The organism is Bacillus sp. Bvel1, assembly GCF_014872755.1.
Classification (GTDB): domain Bacteria; phylum Bacillota; class Bacilli; order Bacillales; family Bacillaceae; genus Bacillus; species Bacillus velezensis.
Genome location: NZ_JAAOBZ010000006.1, coordinates 1,102,168 through 1,122,336, shown reverse-complemented (window position 1 = coordinate 1,122,336; position 20,169 = coordinate 1,102,168). Strand labels below are relative to the sequence as shown.

At 50.7% G+C, this 20,169-nt stretch carries 3 protein-coding genes; all 3 read left to right on the top strand.

The window, feature by feature from the left end; translation table 11 throughout:
• Positions 1 to 4,770 (top strand): non-ribosomal peptide synthetase (locus HAP68_RS09020; RefSeq protein ID WP_192580578.1); only part of this gene is annotated, 4,770 nt, incomplete at its 5' end.
• A 25-nt stretch (positions 4,771 to 4,795) separates the two neighbouring features.
• The gene (locus HAP68_RS09015) at positions 4,796 to 12,493 is read left to right on the top strand and encodes a non-ribosomal peptide synthetase (protein ID WP_024085397.1); all 7,698 of its coding nucleotides are present in this window, start codon (positions 4,796 to 4,798) and stop codon (positions 12,491 to 12,493) included.
• Between the two features lie 15 nt (positions 12,494 to 12,508).
• On the top strand, positions 12,509 to 20,158 hold the full coding sequence (locus tag HAP68_RS09010) for a non-ribosomal peptide synthetase (protein WP_046341267.1): 7,650 nt from the start codon (positions 12,509 to 12,511) through the stop codon (positions 20,156 to 20,158).
• Positions 20,159 to 20,169 lie beyond the last annotated feature (11 nt).

Here is a 20,169-nt window from a genome sequence, read left to right as displayed (position 1 = left end):
ACCGCCCCGCGGAACGTCACGGAAATGAAGCTTTGCGCCCTTTGGGAAGAGGTGCTGAAAAACGGCCCCGTCGGCATCCGGGATCACTTTTTTGAGCGGGGCGGCCATTCGTTAAAAGCGACGGCTCTCGTCTCCCGCATCGCCAAAGAGTTCGGTGTTCAGGTGCCGTTACAGGACATCTTCGCCCGGCCGACGGTGGAAGAGCTCGCTTCGGTTATTCAGGACTTGGAAGAAAGCCCGTATGAAGCGATTCAGCCTGCGCAAACACAGGACACCTACCCGGTGTCTTCGGCGCAGAAACGGATGTATGTGCTCCAACAGCTTGAAGACGGCGGTGTCGGCTACAATATGCCGGCTGTGCTGGAACTGACGGGCCCGCTTGACCGCAGCCGGCTGGAGGAGACGTTCCGGCAGCTTGTGGAGCGGCACGAGTCGCTCAGAACGTCCTTTGAAACGGGGCCTGACGGCGAACCGGTGCAGCGCATCCATGACAGCGTACCGTTTCAGCTCGATGAGGCCGAGTCAGCTGACGCATTCGTCCGGCCGTTTTGTCTGGAAGAAGCGCCGCTCTTCCGTGCGGCTCTCGTGAAAGAATCGGATGAACGCCATCTTTTATTAACGGATATGCATCATATAATTTCTGACGGTGTGTCCGTCAACACCTTGATTAAAGAATTCGGCGAGCTGTACGCAGGCCGTTCGCTTGCGCCGATGCGCCTTCAATATAAAGACTATGCCGTCTGGCAGCGGTCGTTTCAGGAGAAGGAAGGATACCAGAAGCAGGAAGCCTATTGGCTGAAGCGGCTTGAAGGAGAGCTTCCGGTGCTTGAACTTCCGGCTGACAAGCCCCGTCCGGCTGTCAGAAGCTTTGCGGGCGGCAGCGTATCGTGCACGCTTGACGCTGACACGGCATCCGGCCTTCACCGCATCGCACGCGATCACGGCTCCACTTTGTACATGGTGCTTCTCGCCGCGTACAATACGCTGCTCGCGCGGTTGAGCGGACAGGAAGATATTATCGTCGGATCGCCGATTGCCGGGCGCCCGCACAAAGACCTTGAACCGATTCTCGGCATGTTCGTCAATACACTCGCCATCAGAACGGAGCCGAAGGGGGACAAACGGTTTACCGATTACTTGGCGGAAGTCCGCCAGGCGGCGCTTGAGGCGTATGAACATCAGGACTACCCGTTTGAAGAGCTTGTGGAGCGGCTCGGCGTGCAGCGGGACATGAGCCGCAATCCGCTGTTTGATGTGATGTTTATTCTTCAGAATATGGAGCGGGAGGAGATAAATCTGGCCGGTCTGAAGGCGTCACGATCAAAGCATACCGAACATGATGTATCAAGTTTTGACCTGACCTTATCAGCGGCTGAATCCGATGGAAACATCCGCTTTGAGATGGAATTCAGCACCGAGCTTTTTATGAAAGAAACGATTGAACGCTGGATGGGCCACTTACTGAATCTCTTGCGCCATGTTGCCGCCGAACCGGAAGTCACACTATCGAAAGCTGACATTTTGGATGAAGAAGAAAAACAAAAGTTACTGATTGAGTTTAATAACACACAAACCGAATTCATGGAAAAACACAAACTGTTTCACCAGCTGTTTGAAGAGAAAGCAGAAGAAACGCCTCATCAGACCGCTGTTATTGAAGGAGCACAACAGATCAGCTATTTCCAGCTCAATGAGCGGGCAAACCGTCTTGCCCGAACACTGCAGAAAAATGGATTCGGTCCGGGAAAAAGAGCAGCCATATTAGCAAACCGTTCGATTGAAGCGATCGTCAGTGTTCTTGCGGTCATGAAATCAGGAGGGGCGTATATACCGGTTGACTCCCATTATCCTGAGGAACGGATTCGCTATTTATTAAAAGACAGCGCGGCATCCGTCTTGATGGTGCAGTCAGAATACAAAGAACTTGCTTCACAGCTGACGGATCACAATTTATTTCTCATTCAGCTTGATCATGAAGATCAATACGATATTTCCGCAAAGAATATTCAGCCGACAGCGTCACCGGATGATACCGCATATATCATATATACTTCGGGAACAACGGGAACGCCGAAGGGAGTCGAAGTCAGAAATCGCAGCTTTACGCATGCAGCACTTGCATGGCGCAGGATTTATGAGCTTGATCTTATACCGGTCAGAGTGCTGCAGATGGCGAGTTTCTCATTTGATGTATTTTCAGGGGATCTAGCACGCGCCCTGCTAAACGGGGGAACGCTTGTCATTTGTCCGGATGACGTCCGGCTTGAGCCGCAGCAGCTTTATCGGCTCATTGATCAGCACCGTATCACGTTTATGGAGTCGACACCCGCGCTGATTGTTCCGTTTATGGAATATATATACCGCCGGAAACTCGCGCTGCAAAGCGTAAAAATACTGGTACTTGGTTCAGATATGATCAAGTCGCAAGATTTTTATACGCTTCATGAACGCTTTGGGAAAGAAATGCGGATCATTAACAGCTACGGTGTAACAGAAGCGACAATTGATTCTTCGTATTATGAAGCCGGAATGAGCGAAGAGCCGCGGGAAGATGATGTGCCGATCGGTGTTCCGCTTCCGAATGTGCAAATGTACGTCTTAAACATAGACAAACAGGTCCAGCCGATCGGCGTTTTCGGAGAGCTGTATATCGGAGGCGCCGGCGTCGCCAAAGGATATTGGGGACAGCCTGAGCTGACAGAGGACGCATTCAGTGACCCGTTACAAACGGGAGAAACACTTTACAGAACCGGAGATCAGGCTTGCTGGCTGCCGGATGGAACTCTTCGTTTTCAAGGGCGGATTGATAAGCAGGTGAAGATCAGGGGATACAGAATTGAGACGGGAGAAATAGAAAGTGTGCTTTTGAAACACGATCAAGTCAAAGAAGCGGCTGTTACCGTGATGAAAGATGCCGAAGGACAAGCCCGGTTAGCGGCATACATCGTTCCTAAAGAGGCCGATATCTCATCACTCCGCCAGTCTCTTATGCAGGAGCTCCCGGCTTATATGATGCCGTCTCATATTATCGGTTTAGACAGCATGCCCCTGACACTGAACGGCAAACTTGATAAATCGGCATTGCCGGCAGAAGAGATACATTCATCACAGGCATTTGTCGCGCCCGGCGATGAAAAACAGGCGATGTTATGCCGGATTTGGGAAGATGTGCTTCATATTCAGAAAGCGGGAATTCATCACTCTTTCTTTGAGCTTGGGGGAGATTCCATTAAGGCGCTTCAAGTGTCAGCCCGACTCGCCGGAGAAGGCTGGAACATGTCGATCCGCGATTTGTTTCAGTTCCCGACGATTGCAGAACTCGCGAAGCACCTCACGCCGGCTGTTTCAACGGCTGATCAGGGCCCGATAGAAGGAAGCGCTCCGCTGACACCGATCCAGCAGAGATTTTTTGAGGAGCCGGGTGCGTTTGAGCTTCATTATAATCAATCAGTCATGCTGTGCAGTGAAGACAGCCTCGAAATAGATGCGCTGTATCAGGCGGTTTGCGCGCTGACAGAACATCATGATGCGCTGCGAATGACTTTCACTGAAAATGAGCATGGGGAAGTTGTTCAATATAACCGCGGAATCACAGAGCAGCATGAAGAAATCTTTACGCTTAACGTCATAGATCTTTCAGAAGAAACACAGCCGGAAAAACGGATAGCCGCTGAGGAAAAAGAAATACAGCAGGCTATGCGCCTTGATCAAGGCCCTCTGCTTCATCTCGGAGTGTTCAGGCTGAAAGAAGCCGACCATCTGCTCATCACGATTCATCACCTTATCACGGACGGCGTGTCGTGGAGAATATTGCTTGAAGATCTGCAGACAGCATATCAGCAGGCATTGGACGGCAAACAAATCGAACTGCCGCCGAAAAGCGATTCTTATATAAAGTATGCCGAAGAGCTTTTTGACATTTCCAAGAGCAAAGCATTGCTGGAGGAAGCCGCATACTGGGACAGCGTGATGTCTGGTGAAACAGCGCCGCTGCCGAAAATAACTGATGAAAACGCCGGACGATTGCAGGAAAACGCGCGCACTGCATCATGGATATTAAGCAGCGAAGTCACGAAGCAGCTGCTGTTAGAAACACAGCAGGCATACGGAACGGATGTTCATGAATTGCTTTTAACGGCGCTTGGAATGGCGCTTCATGAGTGGACGGGTTATGAACAGATCCTTATCAGCACTGAAGGACACGGACGCCAGGGGCATATTCCTGACATTGATATGTCAAGAACGGCGGGCTGGTTTACATCTGTTTACCCGGTGCTTTTGGATATGAGAGTGCCGGACGGCTCAGGCGAAAAAAACGCGCACCGCATAAAAACGGTAAAAGACATGATGAGACGGGTTCCTCATCACGGAACCGGCTACGGGCTGCTGAGATATTCGCGAAACATTAATTATAAAGACCCAGAAATAAGCTTTAACTATCTCGGTGCGTTTGACGGTCTTGAGGGGACACTGAAGATGTCACCGTTCAAGCCGCAGCATGATATAGCGGCCGGGCGCATCCGCGAGTTTGATCTGGATATTAATGCGATGGTGGCGGCCGGGCAACTGGAGGTAAAAGCCGTTTATACCGATGTATTTGCACCGGGGGCAATCGAGTTCTTCATGAATCGTTTCCATACTCACCTCGGGGACATCATCGCCCACTGTTCCGGCAAAAAAGAGCGGGAAAAAACATTAACGGATTACAGCCATACAGAATTGACCGCTCAAGCCCTATCAAGCATTGAAGATCTCGTAAAAGGACTTTAATTTCATAAAAAGGTGTGTGGCATTCGTGACACAAGCGACAGAAATTCAAGATATTTACCCTTTATCATATATGCAGGAAGGCATGCTGTTTCATTCGCTTCTGGATTCCGGATCAAACGCATATGTCGAGCAGATTTCGTTTACAGTCAGCGGGGATTTATGCATTGATACATTCCAAAAAAGTCTGGATATGCTTGTCAGCCGTTATGATATTTTCAGAACGATTTTCATAAAAGAAGTGCCTGACCTTGAAGGGCCGCAGCAGGTTGTCCTTTCACGCCGTGACACTGCCGTACGGACTGAAGACATTTCAGATTATTCGGAAGAACGGCAGCAAAGCATCATTGACGAATTTAAGGAAAACGACCGGCATAAGGGGTTTGATCTGCAAAAAGGCCCCTTAATGCGCCTGACTCTTTTTCAAACGGGAGAAAACCGCCATACATGCGTTTGGACTCATCATCACATTATGATGGACGGCTGGAGCTTGGGCATTGTGCTGAAAGATTTCTTCAGCATGTATTATGCGATCCGGAACGGGCGGCCTGTAAACCTCGGCAGTCCGGCTCCGTACAGCTCTTATATCAAATGGCTCCGAAGCCGGAATAAAGAAGAAACGTCAGCGTTCTGGTCGCGCTGCTTGGAAGATTACGGAGAAACCGTTTCCGTTCAGCAAACGAAGAATAAGACGGCGCAAAACGGTTATGCATCTGAGCATTTCCAATTTTCCCTTGAGCCTGAAACCGTACAAAAACTGACAGACATTGCCCGAGGCATCGGGGTCACGCTGAATACTATATTTACGGGCATTTGGGGTCTGCTTCTCCATCGTTACAACGGCACTGAAGATGCGGTCTTCGGTTCAGTTGTTTCCGGCAGGCCGTCAGCTATCAGCGGCATTGAATCCATGGCCGGACTGTTTATCAATACCGTGCCGGTAAGGGTGCGCGCGGCTGGTGATATGACTTTTTCTTCTCTTCTCAAAAAGGTGCAAAAAGAGTCACTCGCTGCGGAAGAGCACAGCTATTATCCGCTTTATGACATTCAAAACGAGAGCGGCCTGCAAAAAGATCTCTTGAATCACATCCTGGTTTTTGAAAATTATCCGGTTCAGATGCAGGCTGCGGTAAACGGCTGGCAGCAAACGGAAAGCAGTGCGCTCTCACTTGAAAACTTTTCGATGGCGGAGGAAACCAATTACGATCTTAACGTCGTCATCGTTCCGGGAGAAGAGTTTTATGTGAAATTCAGCTACAATGCGGGCATCTACGATCGGGAAGACATGAAACGGATCAAAGGTCATATTCTGGAGGTCATCTCCTGTGTAACGGAAGATCCGGACAGGCTTTTATCAAGCATCAGTCTCGTACCTCCGGAGGAAGAAGCCCTGATTCATTCGTTTAACGAAACGAACCGTCCGTACCCTGAGACAACCGTTCATGGGCTGTTTGAAGAACAGGCGGCAAAAACGCCTGACCAAGAGGCGTTGAGATATAACGGGGTAAGCTGGAGCTACAAGAAATTAAATCAGCGGGCGAATCAGATTGCCCATGCGTTAAGGGAAAAAGGCGCCCGTTCAGATCAGATCACCGCTGTTATGCTGCGCCGATCAATGAGTACGGTTGCCGCTCTGCTCGGAATTTGGAAGTCGGGCAGCGCCTATATGCCGATTGATGCGGAATTTCCGCCTGAACGGATTTCATTTTTACTGAGAGACAGTGAAGCCTCACTGCTCCTGACTGAAAAAGACCTGCTCCCCCTCATTCCGCCGCATTTCAAGGGCAGCGTCGTCATCATGGAGGAAACGGTTTCCCAGCAGACTGCACCGCTTCCGCCGGTGTCCGACAGCGGAAATTGGGCGTATGTCATTTACACTTCCGGAACGACAGGCCGGCCGAAAGGGGTGCTTGTACAACACAAAGCGATCAGCAATACATTGCAATGGCGGCGTGAAGAATACGGGATGACAGAAGGAGACATAGCGCTTCATCTTTTTTCATACGTATTTGACGGCTCTTTGACAAGTCTTTTCACTCCGCTGCTGTCCGGCGCTTGTGTACTGTTGACTGATGAAGACGATGCAAAAGACGTTCTTTCAATGAAACAGAAAATCGCCCGCCACGGGGTAAGCCATCTTCTGATCGTTCCGTCTCTGTATCGCGTTCTGCTTGATTCGCTGACGAAAAAGGATGCGCAGACGCTTCGGGCGGTGACATTTGCCGGGGAAGCGGCCACCCCTGATATCGTGGAAGCGAGCCGCAACATATGCCCGAATGCCGAGCTGCTGAATGAATACGGCCCGACGGAAAACAGTGTGGCCACGACGATTCTGCGCAACCTGCAAAAAAGCAGCCGGATTACGATCGGGCGCCCGATTGCCAACACTTCTGTCTATATGATGCACGGAGATCGGCTGCAGCCGGTCGGAGCCGTCGGTGAACTGTGTATTTCCGGAAAAGGTCTGGCGGACGGATATTTTCAGCAAAAAGAGCTGACGGACAAAGTCTTTACCCCTCATCCGTTTCGTGAAGGTGAACGGCTGTACAGAACGGGAGATGCAGCCCGATTTTTACCGGACGGAACGATTGAATATATGGGACGCTTTGACGATCAGGTGAAGGTAAGAGGTTACAGAATTGAATTAGGAGAAATCGAAACGGCACTCAGAAGCCTGTCCGGGGTAAAAGAGGCGGCAGTCATCGTGCGCAAAACGGCGGACGGGGAACAGGAGCTTGCAGCTTATGCCGTGCTGGAAAACGCGGGTGTGACATTTGATCCTCATGCCGAATTGGCCGGGAGATTACCTGCTTATATGATCCCGGGAAGCTTTACCAAATTGACGGAAATGCCGCTGTCTGTGAGCGGAAAGCTTGATCGGGCCGCACTTCCTGAGCCGAAAGAAGCCGAGAGAACCGGTGATTATCAAGCTCCGCGCACAATGCTTGAGACTGAGCTGCTGTCTATTTGGCAAGAAGTGCTGAAACGGGAACACATCAGTATGAGAGATGATTTCTTCCAAATCGGCGGACAGTCGCTGAAAGCGGCGTCGCTTGTTTCAAAGATACATAAACGGCTGGAAATTGAACTTGCCGTCCGCCATGTTTTTGAACATCCGACCATCGAGAGCATGGCCCGCTTCCTAGAACAGAGGAAAAGAGGAGAATATGCAGAAATCACGCCTGCGGAGGCAAAGGACTTGTACCCGCTATCTTTTGCGCAAAAAAGGCTTTATGCCCTTCATCAGCTTGCGGCGGACAGCACGGGCTATCATATGCCCGCTTGTCTGGAACTGAGCGGCAGACTCAACCGGGATCGTCTTCACGAAGCCTTTTCAGCGCTGTTACAAAGGCATGAAGCGTTACGGACATCATTTGTTTTACGAAACGGGGAGCCGATGCAGCACGTACATTCACATGTCGATCTCGATCTCACAGAGATTCACATGCCATCCGGGACACTTCTTCAAGAGGCGATGGAAACTTTCGTCAAACCGTTTGACGTGGAAAAAGCGCCGCTTTTGAGAGTGACTTTAGCCAAAGCCACTGAAGAACGTCATTTTCTGCTGCTTGATATGCATCATCTTATCGCAGACGGTGTGTCAATGAGCGTTCTGATTCAAGAATTGACGGATTTGTACAGAGGAAAAGAGCTGCGGCCGTTAAAACTTCAGTACAAAGATTTTTCCGTCTGGCAGCATGAGCGGTTCGCCGCTGAAGAATTCAAAAGACATGAGCGGTATTGGCTGGATGCGATCGGGGAAAATATTCCCGTTCTTGATCTGCCGCTCGATAAAAAGCGCCCGCAGCTTCCTGATTTCAGCGGGTCCGTTGTTCGAACGCGCCTACAAAAAGAAACGGCGGAGAATTTGCGCCGGCTCATGGATGAGACGGGTTCGACACTGTATATGATTCTTTTGGCAGGCTACTCCTTGTTCCTTTCTAAATTGAGCGGGCAGGAGGACATTGTCGTCGGTTCACCTGCGGCCGGCAGAAGCCGCGCTGAGCTTGATGGGGTCATCGGCATGTTTGTAAATACCGTGGCAATGAGAAGCAGGCCGAAAGGGGATAAAACATTCCGCGCTTATTTAGAAGAGGTGAAAATGCTCGCCCTCGGCGCAGCCGAACATCAGGACTTCCCGTTTGAAGAACTTGCCCAAAAGCTTGATACACACCGGGAAGTCAATCGCAATCCGCTGTTTGATGCCATGCTCGTTTTGCAAAACAGTGATGATTTCAAAGTGAACCTTCCGGGCTTATCCGTTTCTTCACATGCAGTGAAACATGACATTTCAAAATTCGACTTGACGCTTCATGCCGAGGAACAGCCGGACGGCTCACTGGATTTTCATTTTGAATACAGTACCGCGTTGTTTGAAAAAGGTACGATCGAACGGTGGGCCGGTCATTTTAAAGAGCTTTTAGGACAAATCGCAGCGGATGATGAGCGGAAGCTGTCTGACATTCATTTGCTGGACACAAATGAGCGGCAGATGCTTCTTCAAGCGGAAAATCAAACAGCTGAGTATCCGAGGCATGAGACGATCGTCAGTTTATTTGAAGCACAGGCGGAAAAAATGCCGGATCAAATTGCAGCCGTTATGTCCGATGAGCGTCTCACCTACCGCGAGCTCAATGAAAAGGCGGATCGAATCGCCGATATGCTGTCGGAAAACGGCATCCGCTCCGGACAGATTGTCGGAATTATGACCGAACGATCCCCTGATATGCTGATCGGGATTCTCGGTATTTTAAAAGCGGGAGGAGCTTATCTGCCGATTGATCCTGACTATCCTGACGAGCGGATTTCATTTATGCTGACTGACAGCGGCGCGCGTGTTCTGTTGACGCAATCGGGTCTTGGGATATCCGGAATGGACGGGCTGCCGGTTTTATACATCGATAAGCCTGAATCCGTTTCAGCAGACAGAACGAAAGAAATGATAACGCCTGAACAGCCGGCTTACGTGATTTACACATCGGGCACAACCGGAAAACCGAAAGGCGTTATGACGGAACACCGCAATGTCATCAGCCTTATCACACATAAAGGACTGCCGTTTGATTTCGGCTCTGGAGACGTCTGGACCCTGTTCCACTCCTATTGCTTTGATTTTTCTGTCTGGGAAATATTCGGCGCGCTCTTATACGGCGGAAAGGTAGTTATCGTGCCGAAAGAAACAGCCCGTGATCCGCATTTGTACCGGCAGCTGCTGCAAAGTGAAGGCGTAACGGTGCTGAACCAAACGCCGACGGCTTTTTCCGGACTCATTCATGAAGAAGCCGGGCATACGGACAAGCTGAAGCTTCGATATGTCATTTTCGGCGGAGAAGCGCTTCAGCCCGGCATGCTGAAAAGCTGGAAAGAGAAGTACCCGGAGACGGAGCTTGTTAATATGTACGGCATTACGGAAACCACGGTTCACGTCACATGCAAAAAACTGAAGATGGATGATATTGAGAGAAATAAAAGCAATATCGGCAGACCGCTGGAAACCCTCCATGCTTTTGTCATGGACGCCTATATGAATCCGCAGCCGATCGGAATTCCAGGTGAGCTTTATATCGGCGGGGAAGGCGTCGCGAGGGGATATGTAAACAGGAATGATTTAACCGCCTCCCGGTTCATCACGAATCCGCACATTACCGGCATGCGGCTCTACCGGACGGGCGATATTGCCAAAAGACTCTCAAATGGCGAGCTGGAATATGTCGGGCGGAAAGATGCGCAAGTAAAAGTCAGAGGCCACAGAATTGAGCTGGGAGAAATAAAATCAGCGCTGCAGGAGCTTTCCTTCGTGAAAGAGGCCGCCGTGATCACACGTGCTGATCAGCACGGTCAGCACTCTATTTACGCATACGCGGTCTTACACGGGAATGAAAAAATAAAAGAAGCAGAGATTCAGGCCTCTCTCAGAGCTTTTCTGCCGGAATATATGATTCCCGCCCGTTTGATAGAGCTTGATGAACTGCCTTTGACGGCGAATGGGAAGCTGGACGAGAAGGCGCTCCCGCAGCCTGAATTAAATGAAAGCCTTGGAGATGATATCAGCCTGAGAAATGAAACTGAAGAAATGATGGCTGACATCTGGGAAGAACTCTTAGGTGTTGAAGGACTCGGCCCCAATGCTCATTTCTTCCATCTCGGCGGGGATTCGATTAAAGCGCTGCAAGTATGTGCGAGGCTGAAACAGCAGGGCTATGAAACGACCGTCCGCGAGCTGTTCGAGCATCAGACACTGGGAGAAGTCTCGATGCGGCTCCGGAAAGTCCGCCGCGTGATTGATCAGGCTCCCGTCACGGGAGACGTGCCGCTGACGCCGATCCAGCACTGGTTCTTTTCGCAATCATTGCCGCATGATCATTTTAATCAGTCCGTTATGCTCAGCAGTGCGGACAGGATCAATGAATCTGCTATGAGAAAAGCGCTGGCACAGCTCGCGGTTCATCATGACGCATTACGGATGGTATGCGGCACGCAAAACGGATCAGTGATTCAATATAACAGAGCGGATAACCTTTCTGAAGAAGAACTCTTTACATTTGAAACGCATGACGTGAGAGGGAAAGGGTTATTACAAGAGGAACACGCCGCAATTGAACAGGCGGCCGCCCGCATTCAAACTTCCATTCGGCTGGAGACGGGTCCGCTCGTAGCTGTCGGTTTATTTCACGCTAATGATGGCGATCATCTGCTGCTTTCCATTCATCACCTTGTCATTGACGGAGTGTCATGGCGGATTTTATTTGAAGATCTCACCGCGTGCTACAGGCAGGCGCTCGAAGGAAAAGAAGCCGCGCTTCCGGCAAAAACCGATTCCTATCAGACTTACGCGAAGCAAATCTCTGATTATGCAAAAAGCCGCCGGCTGTTACAGGAAGCAGACTACTGGTCCGAAAGAGAAAAAGCGGCGGTCAAACCGCTTCCGAAAGATGCCCGCATCTCTTCCAATCTTCTGAAAGATACAGATGTGATGACCGTTACATTGACAAAACAGGAGACCGAGCAGCTGTTAACGGAAGCGAACAGAGCATACACAACAGAGACGGGCGAATTATTGCTTGCCGCGTTAAGCCTAGCGCTGAACAGATGGACCGGAAACGAGACATTCAAAATCAGCATGGAAGGCCACGGAAGGGAAGAGCACCTGGAGCATCTTGATATCAGCAGAACCATCGGCTGGTTTACGTCAATTTATCCGGTATTGGTTGACGCAAGTTTTCAAGATCAGCCTGATGACGGCGAGCGTCTCGGCTATCACATTAAGCGGACAAAAGACATGATGCGCCGCATACCGCATAAAGGAGCGGGATACGGGGTGCTGAAATATATAAGCAAACTCTGGGGAGAGACTGAATCTGATTCTCCTGAAATCAGTTTTAACTATCTGGGACAGTTTGACCGGGAAATCCGTTCCAGCGGCTTCGGTGTTTCTCCCGTAAAAGCGGGAAATGAAGTCAGCCCAGACTGGGAACGTCCGTACACACTTGATATCAGCGGCTCCGTATCGTCGGAATGTCTCAGCATGCATGTCGTGTACAACCGTTTTCAGTATCAAAAAGAAACGATTGAAGTTTTGACGGGATATTTTCATACCTTTCTCAAGCAGATCATCACGCATTGCACAGGCAAAGAGGAGCGTGAATGGAGCGCCGCTGATTTCAGTGACGAGGAGTTAACGCTGGAAGATCTGAGTGACATTATGGGAGCCGTCAACAAACTATAGAAAAGGAGTGGCGCAATGGGGCAGCAACCGGAAATACAAGATATATATCCTTTGTCTTTTATGCAGGAGGGCATGCTTTTTCATTCTCTGTTGGATCATGACTCAAGAGCCTACTTCGAACAAGCGGTGTTTACGATCAGCGGAAAGCTTGACCGGGAACGGTTCCAAAAAAGTATAGACACTGTTTTTGAACGATACGATATTTTCCGTACGACATTTATTCACAAGAATGTGGCAAAGCCCCGACAAGTCGTGTTGAAAAACAGGCCGAGCCGCGTTCAGTTTCATGATATTTCTCATTTGGACGAGAAGGCGCAAGACAAATATGCCGACCGGTTCAGAAAAGAAGATAAAGATAAAGGCTTTGATTTGCAATCAGACCCTCTCATGAGAGTCTCCATTTTGAAAAAAGCGCCTGAACGCTATGTTTGTATATGGAGCCATCATCATATTGTCATGGACGGCTGGTGCTTCGGAATTGTCATGAAGGAATTTCTGATGATCTATCAATCTCTCGGAGACGGACGGCTTCCGTCTCTCGAGCCTGTTCAGCCATATGGGAAGTATATTAAATGGCTCATGAAGCAGGATCGTAAAGAAGCCGAGATTTTTTGGAAAACGAGACTTGCCGATCTTGAGCAAACGGCGTCTCTTCCGAAAAAATCCGCGGAACCAAACGGCGAACTTGAGCAGGCGGTTTTCACCATTTCTGAAGAGCAGACAAATGAGCTGAAGAACATTGCGGCAAGGGCGGGAGCAACGCTGAATACAGTGTTCCAGGCACTGTGGGGCATTTTGCTGCAGCGTGTCAGCCGCTGTGATGATGCCGTTTTCGGTTCTGTCGTTTCCGGCCGGCCGTCGGATCTCGCAGGCGTGGAAAAAATGGTAGGACTGTTTATCAATACGATTCCCGTACGGGTGAAAAGCGGTTCATTTTCTTTTCTGGAGCTCGTCAGGCATTTGCAGCAGGAGACGCTGCAAGCAGAAGCGTACAGCTATTATCCGCTGTATGACATTCAGGCGCAAAGCCCTCTGAAGCAAGCGCTGTTTGACCACATTATCGTGTTTGAAAATGTGCCGGCCCAGCGTGAAATTGAAAATGTGAGTCAGGCCGGTTCATTTGATTTTGCGGTAGAGGATTTTACGATGGAAGAAGTCACAAACTACGGATGCAGCATAAAGGTGATTCCGGGCAATTCTCTTTATATCCGCTTAAAATTTGATACCAGTATATACGACGATGTTTTTATGAAGAATATCGAAACATTTTTACGGCATATGGTGAACTCAGTCATTTCCGACCCTGAAATCGGCGCTTCCGAGATCGCATTGCTGGATGCGTGTGAAGCCAGAAGTATGATGGATGCATTTAACCATACAGAAGCGGTTGAACCGCCTGCTCCGACGCTTCACGGGCTGTTTGCCCGCCGCGCCGCGCTTTCGCCGCATCGTCCGGCGCTCCGTTTTCCGGGCGGTATGCTGACGTACGCTGAGCTTGACCAGTACACAGACAGGCTTGCCGTCCGGCTCCGACAAAAAGGCGTCCGCAAAGAAAGCATGGTCGGCGTACTCGCTGAACGCTCGCCGGAGATGGTGGTTTCAGTGCTTGCCGTGTTAAAAGCGGGAGGCGCCTACGTGCCGCTTGACCCGGAGTATCCTGAGGACAGGCTGCGATATATGCTTGAGGACAGCGGCGCTTGTCTCCTGTTTGCACAGCCGGGATTATCCGTTCCCGGTTTTTCCGGAGAAACGCTAGAAGTGTCTCTTTCCGCTCTGACAGGCGAGACGGAGACAGGGGCTGTCTCTGACGAAGCGGATGCTGATTCGCTCGCTTATATCATTTATACGTCCGGTTCGACGGGAACACCGAAGGGAGTGGCTGTTGAACACCGTCAGGCCGCCGCCTTTTTATCAGGGATGCAAGGGCAGTTTCCGTTAACGGAAGAGGACATTATCGTGCTGAAATCATCCTTTTCATTCGATGCCTCCATCTGGCAATTGTTTTGGTGGACGATATCCGGCGCCTCCGTGTATCTGCTTCCTGCCGGCTGGGAGAAAGATCCTGTGCGGATGATTGAAGCTTTTTCTTCTGAAAAGGTGACGACCGCGCATTTTATTCCGGCGATGGTCAACAGCTTTTTAGACGCGCTGGAAACAGAGCCTGCGGAAACAAGAGCACGCCTCGGCAGAACACTGACACGCGTGTTCGCCGGAGGGGAAGCTCTTTCCCCGCTTACGGCTGCCCGGTTTGCCGATCTTCTGCCGGAGACCATGCTTATTCACGGCTATGGACCGACGGAAGCGACGGTTGATGCGGCGTTTTACGTCTGTGACCGAAAACAGGACAGCGGACGAACGCGGCTTCCGATCGGAAAACCCGTTCCGGGTGCCCGTCTGTATGTATTAGATAGCGGAGGAACCATCCAGCCTGCGGGCGTGGCAGGAGAGCTGTACATCGCGGGGACCGGCGTGGCCCGCGGCTATCTGAACCGTCCTGAGCTGACGGAGGAGCGCTTTCTCGATGATCCGTTTTATCCGGGAGAACGCATGTATCAGACGGGTGATATCGCACGCTGGACAGAAGACGGCCTTGTCGAATGGCTCGGTCGTTCAGACGGACAGGTGAAAGTCCGCGGCTACCGGATTGAACCGGGAGAAATCGAAGCGGCGATCCGGCGCATCGACGGCATTCGTGAGGCGGCAGTCACCGCTCGGACCGAAGAAGGCGAAACCGCACTTTACGCCTATATCGAAGGACGAAAAAGCGATGACGTGCGTGCGGAGCTTGCCACACGCCTTCCGGCCTACATGATGCCGGCTCAGTTTATAGAGATGAGCGAATGGCCGGTCACGCCGAGCGGAAAGCTTGACCGCCGCGCGCTGCCGGCTCCCGGCGGAGCGGCAGACAGACAGGCGTACACCGCCCCGCGGAACATCACGGAAATGAAGCTTTGCGCCCTCTGGGAAGAGGTGCTGAAAAACGGCCCCGTCGGCATCCGGGATCACTTTTTTGAGCGGGGCGGCCATTCGTTAAAAGCGACAGCTCTTGTCTCCCGCATCGCCAAAGAGTTCGGTGTTCAGGTGCCGTTACAGGACATCTTCGCCCGGCCGACGGTGGAAGAGCTCGCTTCGGTTATTCAGGACTTGGAAGAAAGCCCGTATGAAGCGATTCAGCCTGCGCAAACACAGGACACCTACCCGGTGTCTTCAGCGCAGAAACGGATGTATGTGCTCCAACAGCTTGAAGACGGCGGTGTCGGCTACAATATGCCGGCTGTGCTGGAACTGACGGGCCCGCTTGACCGCAGCCGGCTGGAGGAGACGTTCCGGCAGCTTGTTGAGCGGCATGAGTCGCTCAGAACGTCCTTTGAAACGGGGCCTGACGGCGAACCGGTGCAGCGCATCCATGACAGCGTACCGTTTCAGCTCGATGAGGCCGAGTCAGCTGACGCATTCGTCCGGCCGTTTTGTCTGGAAGAAGCGCCGCTCTTCCGTGCGGCTCTCGTGAAAGAATCAGACGAACGTCACCTTTTATTAACGGATATGCATCATATTATTTCTGACGGTGTGTCCGTCAACACCTTGATAAAAGAATTCGGCGAGCTGTACGCAGGCCGTTCGCTTGCGCCGATGCGCCTTCAATATAAAGACTATGCCGTCTGGCAGCGGTCGTTTCAGGAGAAAGAAGGGTACCAGAAGCAGGAAGCCTATTGGCTGAAGCGGCTTGAAGGAGAGCTTCCGGTGCTTGAACTTCCGGCTGACAAGCCCCGTCCGGCGGTCAGAAGCTTTGCGGGCGGCAGCGTATCGTGCACGCTTGACGCTGACACGGCATCCGGCCTTCACCGCATCGCCCGGGATCACGGCTCCACTTTGTATATGGTGCTTCTCGCCGCGTACAATACGTTACTCGCGCGATTGAGCGGGCAGGAAGACATCATCGTCGGATCGCCGATTGCCGGGCGCCCGCACAAAGACCTTGAACCGATTCTCGGGATGTTCGTCAACACGCTTGCCATCAGAACGGAGCCGAAAGGAGACAAACGGTTTACCGATTATTTGGCGGAAGTCCGCCAGGCGGCGCTTGAGGCGTATGAGCATCAGGACTATCCGTTTGAAGAGCTTGTGGAACGGCTCGGCGTGCAGCGGGACATGAGCCGCAATCCGCTGTTTGACGTGATGTTTGTGCTCCAGAATATGGAGCGTGAATCCCTGAATTTAAATGAGCTGCATTTGACTCAAGCCGCGGATACAGGTCATAAAACCGCAAAGTTTGATGCCACGCTTTACGCGGCGGAAGGGTCTGACGGTTCCATCAGCTTTGATTTTGAATTCAATACAGATATCTATCAAAAACAGACAATCGAAAAATGGCTTTCTTACTTTACTCGTATTCTTACAAAAGTAATTGAAGACCAAACAATACCGCTTGGTGACATTCACGTATTGGATGATGCTGAAACAAATCGCGTCATTTATCAGTTTAATCAGACGAAAAGCGATTACCCAAGACACGAAACCATCAGCCGTTTATTTGAGCGGCAGGCTGAAGAAACCCCCGATGCCCGGGCAGTTGTATATGATGGACAAATCTTGACATACCGTGAGCTGAACGAACGGGCTAACAGAATAGCGGCGGCTCTCCGATCAAATGGCGTCGGTCCGGAAAGTGTTGTCGCCTTATTAACCGGCCGCACAACAGAGCTTGCTTCCGGAATCCTCGGAATATTAAAAGCGGGAGGCGCCTACTTGCCTATCGGTGACGATGTGCCTCGGGAACGGGGTGAATGGATGCTTAAAGACTGTAAAGCTGATATTCTTCTCCAATCTGATAAACTTGACGGTCTGCCGCTTTCAGGAAAACGTTTATTCATAGAGGATATTCAAACAAAGGCCGGCTTGAGTTCGGAAAATCCCGAACCGCTCGGCGGACCTGAATCGTTGGCCTACATGATTTATACGTCCGGGTCAACAGGTGCGCCAAAAGGCGTCATGATTGAACAGCGAAGCGTGATCCGCCTTGTGAAAAACAGCAATTATATTGATTTTACGCCGGAAGACAGACTGTTGTTTACTTCATCATTAGGATTTGATGTAACGACATTTGAAATATTCGGTCCGCTTTTAAACGGCGCTTCTTTATATGTAAGTGACCAGGAAACCTATCTCGACTCTGATGTTCTGGAAACATTTATACAGCAAAACGGCATTACGACACTGTGGCTGACATCGTCTTTGTTCAATCATCTATCAGAACAAAATGAACACATGTTTTCCGGATTATCCCGATTGATTATCGGCGGGGAAGCACTGTCCCCAAGTCATGTAAACCGGGTTCGGAAAACGCTGCCGCATCTTTCAATATGGAATGGATACGGACCGACTGAAAACACGACGTTCTCGACTTGCTTTTTGATTGAACAATCATACGATCATTCAATCCCGATCGGCCGCCCTGTCGGAAATTCAACTGCATATATCATAAACAGCAGGGGAACACCGCAGCCGATCGGCGTCATCGGCGAATTATGCACAGGCGGAGACGGTGTGGCAAGAGGATATTTCGGCCGCCCTGAGCTGACGGAAGAAAAATTTGTCCCTAATCCTTTTGTTCCCGGAGAACGGATGTACCGCACCGGAGATTTAGCCCGCTGGCTGCCGGACGGAACGATTGAATATGCCGGACGGATGGATGATCAAGTGAAAATCCGCGGTTATCGGGTCGAGCTGGGAGAGATTGAAGCCGCACTAAGGAGCCTGGACGGCGTGAAAGAAGCTGCCGTGTCAGTCAGAACCGGGCAGTCCGGCAATAAAGAACTGATCGCATATATGAGTCTGCAGACGGACATGGATACAGAAAAAGTGCGTTCATCACTTTCTAAGCAACTGCCGAATTACATGGTCCCGGCCTATATGATGGAACTTGAGAAGCTGCCGCTTACGCCGAACGGTAAATTGGATCGGAAAAATCTGCCCGAACCGGAGCTCGCGCTTCAAACCGCGTACACAGCTCCCCGCAATGAGCTTGAAGAACAGCTTTCCGTGATCTGGCAGGAAGTGCTCGGCACAAAACAAGTCGGGATTGAGGACTCATTTTTTGAGTTGGGCGGCGATTCAATCAAAGCGCTGCAAGTTGCCGCGCGGCTCGGACGCTACGGGTGGAAAATGACGGCAAGTGACTTATTCCGGCATCCGTCCATTAAGGAACTCGCGCCTCTTATCCGGAAAGCGGAAAGAGTCATCGATCAGCGGCCGGTGGAAGGAGACATACCTTGGACACCCGTTCAGCACTGGTTTTTATCACAGCGGATGGAAAACAGAAATCATTTCAATCAGTCCGTCATGATGTTCAGCTCTGACGCATTGCATAAACAGCCGCTCAAACAAGCCTTGGAGCATCTTGTCATTCATCATGATGCACTCCGGATCACTGTCAGTTCAGAAAACGAAAGTATCAGACAAATCAATCACGGTATTCAAAAAGATGAACTGTACAGCTTGGACATTTGGGATCTGTCTGAGACAGATACTTGGGAAAGAGAAATAGAAGATGAAGTGGCTGCGCTCCAACAGCGGATGGATATTGAAAAAGGGCCGTTATTAAAAGCCGGCTGGTTCAAAACCCGGTCAGGGGATTATTTATTCATCACCGTACATCACCTGGCGGTTGACGGAGTGTCATGGCGTATTCTGCTGGAGGATTTATCTGCCGCTTACACTCATGCCGTAAAAGGTCAGCCGGTCCAGCTTCCGCCAAAGACCGATTCGTTTAAGCAATACGCCGTAAGGCTTTCAGAATACGCAAAAAGCAGCAAGCTGATGCGTGAAGAAGAATATTGGCGTTTTATTGAAGAAGAAACAGCCGCCGAACTTCCTTATGAAAAACCGCAGCATCAGACGGGAGCCGACAGCATTCGGCAAACGGTAAGCTTTACACTTACAGAAGAAGAAACGTCCGTTTTGCTTCAGCAGGTCAACCGGGCATACCATACCGATACGCAAGATATTCTTCTGACTGCCGCAGCTTTGGCTTTACGGGACTGGACAGGGGGCGGCAGACTGCGCATCGCGATGGAAGGGCACGGGAGAGAGCACATCATGCCGGAGCTCGACATCAGCCGCACCGTAGGCTGGTTTACCTCCATGTACCCGGTGCTCATTGACTTGAACACAGCAGGCGCTGAGCTTGGAACGGCTGTAAAAACGGTCAAAGACACACTCGGAAGAATACCGGATAAAGGAATAGGCTACGGCATTTTAAAATACATGACACCGCCTGAACAAAAAACAATCCGCTTCAGACAAGCGCCTGAAATCAGCTTTAACTATTTAGGGCAATTCAATGATACAGAAGAGCAGCACACATTCAGTTTATCCGGTCTTGCGAGCGGGCACGACATCACGCCGACATGGCAGCGGGAACAAGCGGTGGAAATGAGCGCGATGGCCGCACAACATAAACTGCACTTCAGTTTGAGCTATCCGCCGAGCCGCTTCCGCAAAGAAACGATGGAACAGCTGCTGCAAACTTTACAGCAATATTTGCGTGATATTATGGCGCACTGCACAGGCAAAGAGGAAGCAGAAAAAACCGTTAGTGATTTTAGCAGCAAAACGTTAACATCTGATGATTTGGACAGCATAGCGAGTTTTGTCGAGGAACTGTAGAAAAAGGCGAC

Excerpts from the sequence above, each read along its gene's own strand:
- HAP68_RS09010 (WP_046341267.1), top strand. The coding sequence starts at position 12,509 with ATGGGGCAGCAACCGGAAATACAAGATATATATCCTTTGTCTTTTATG.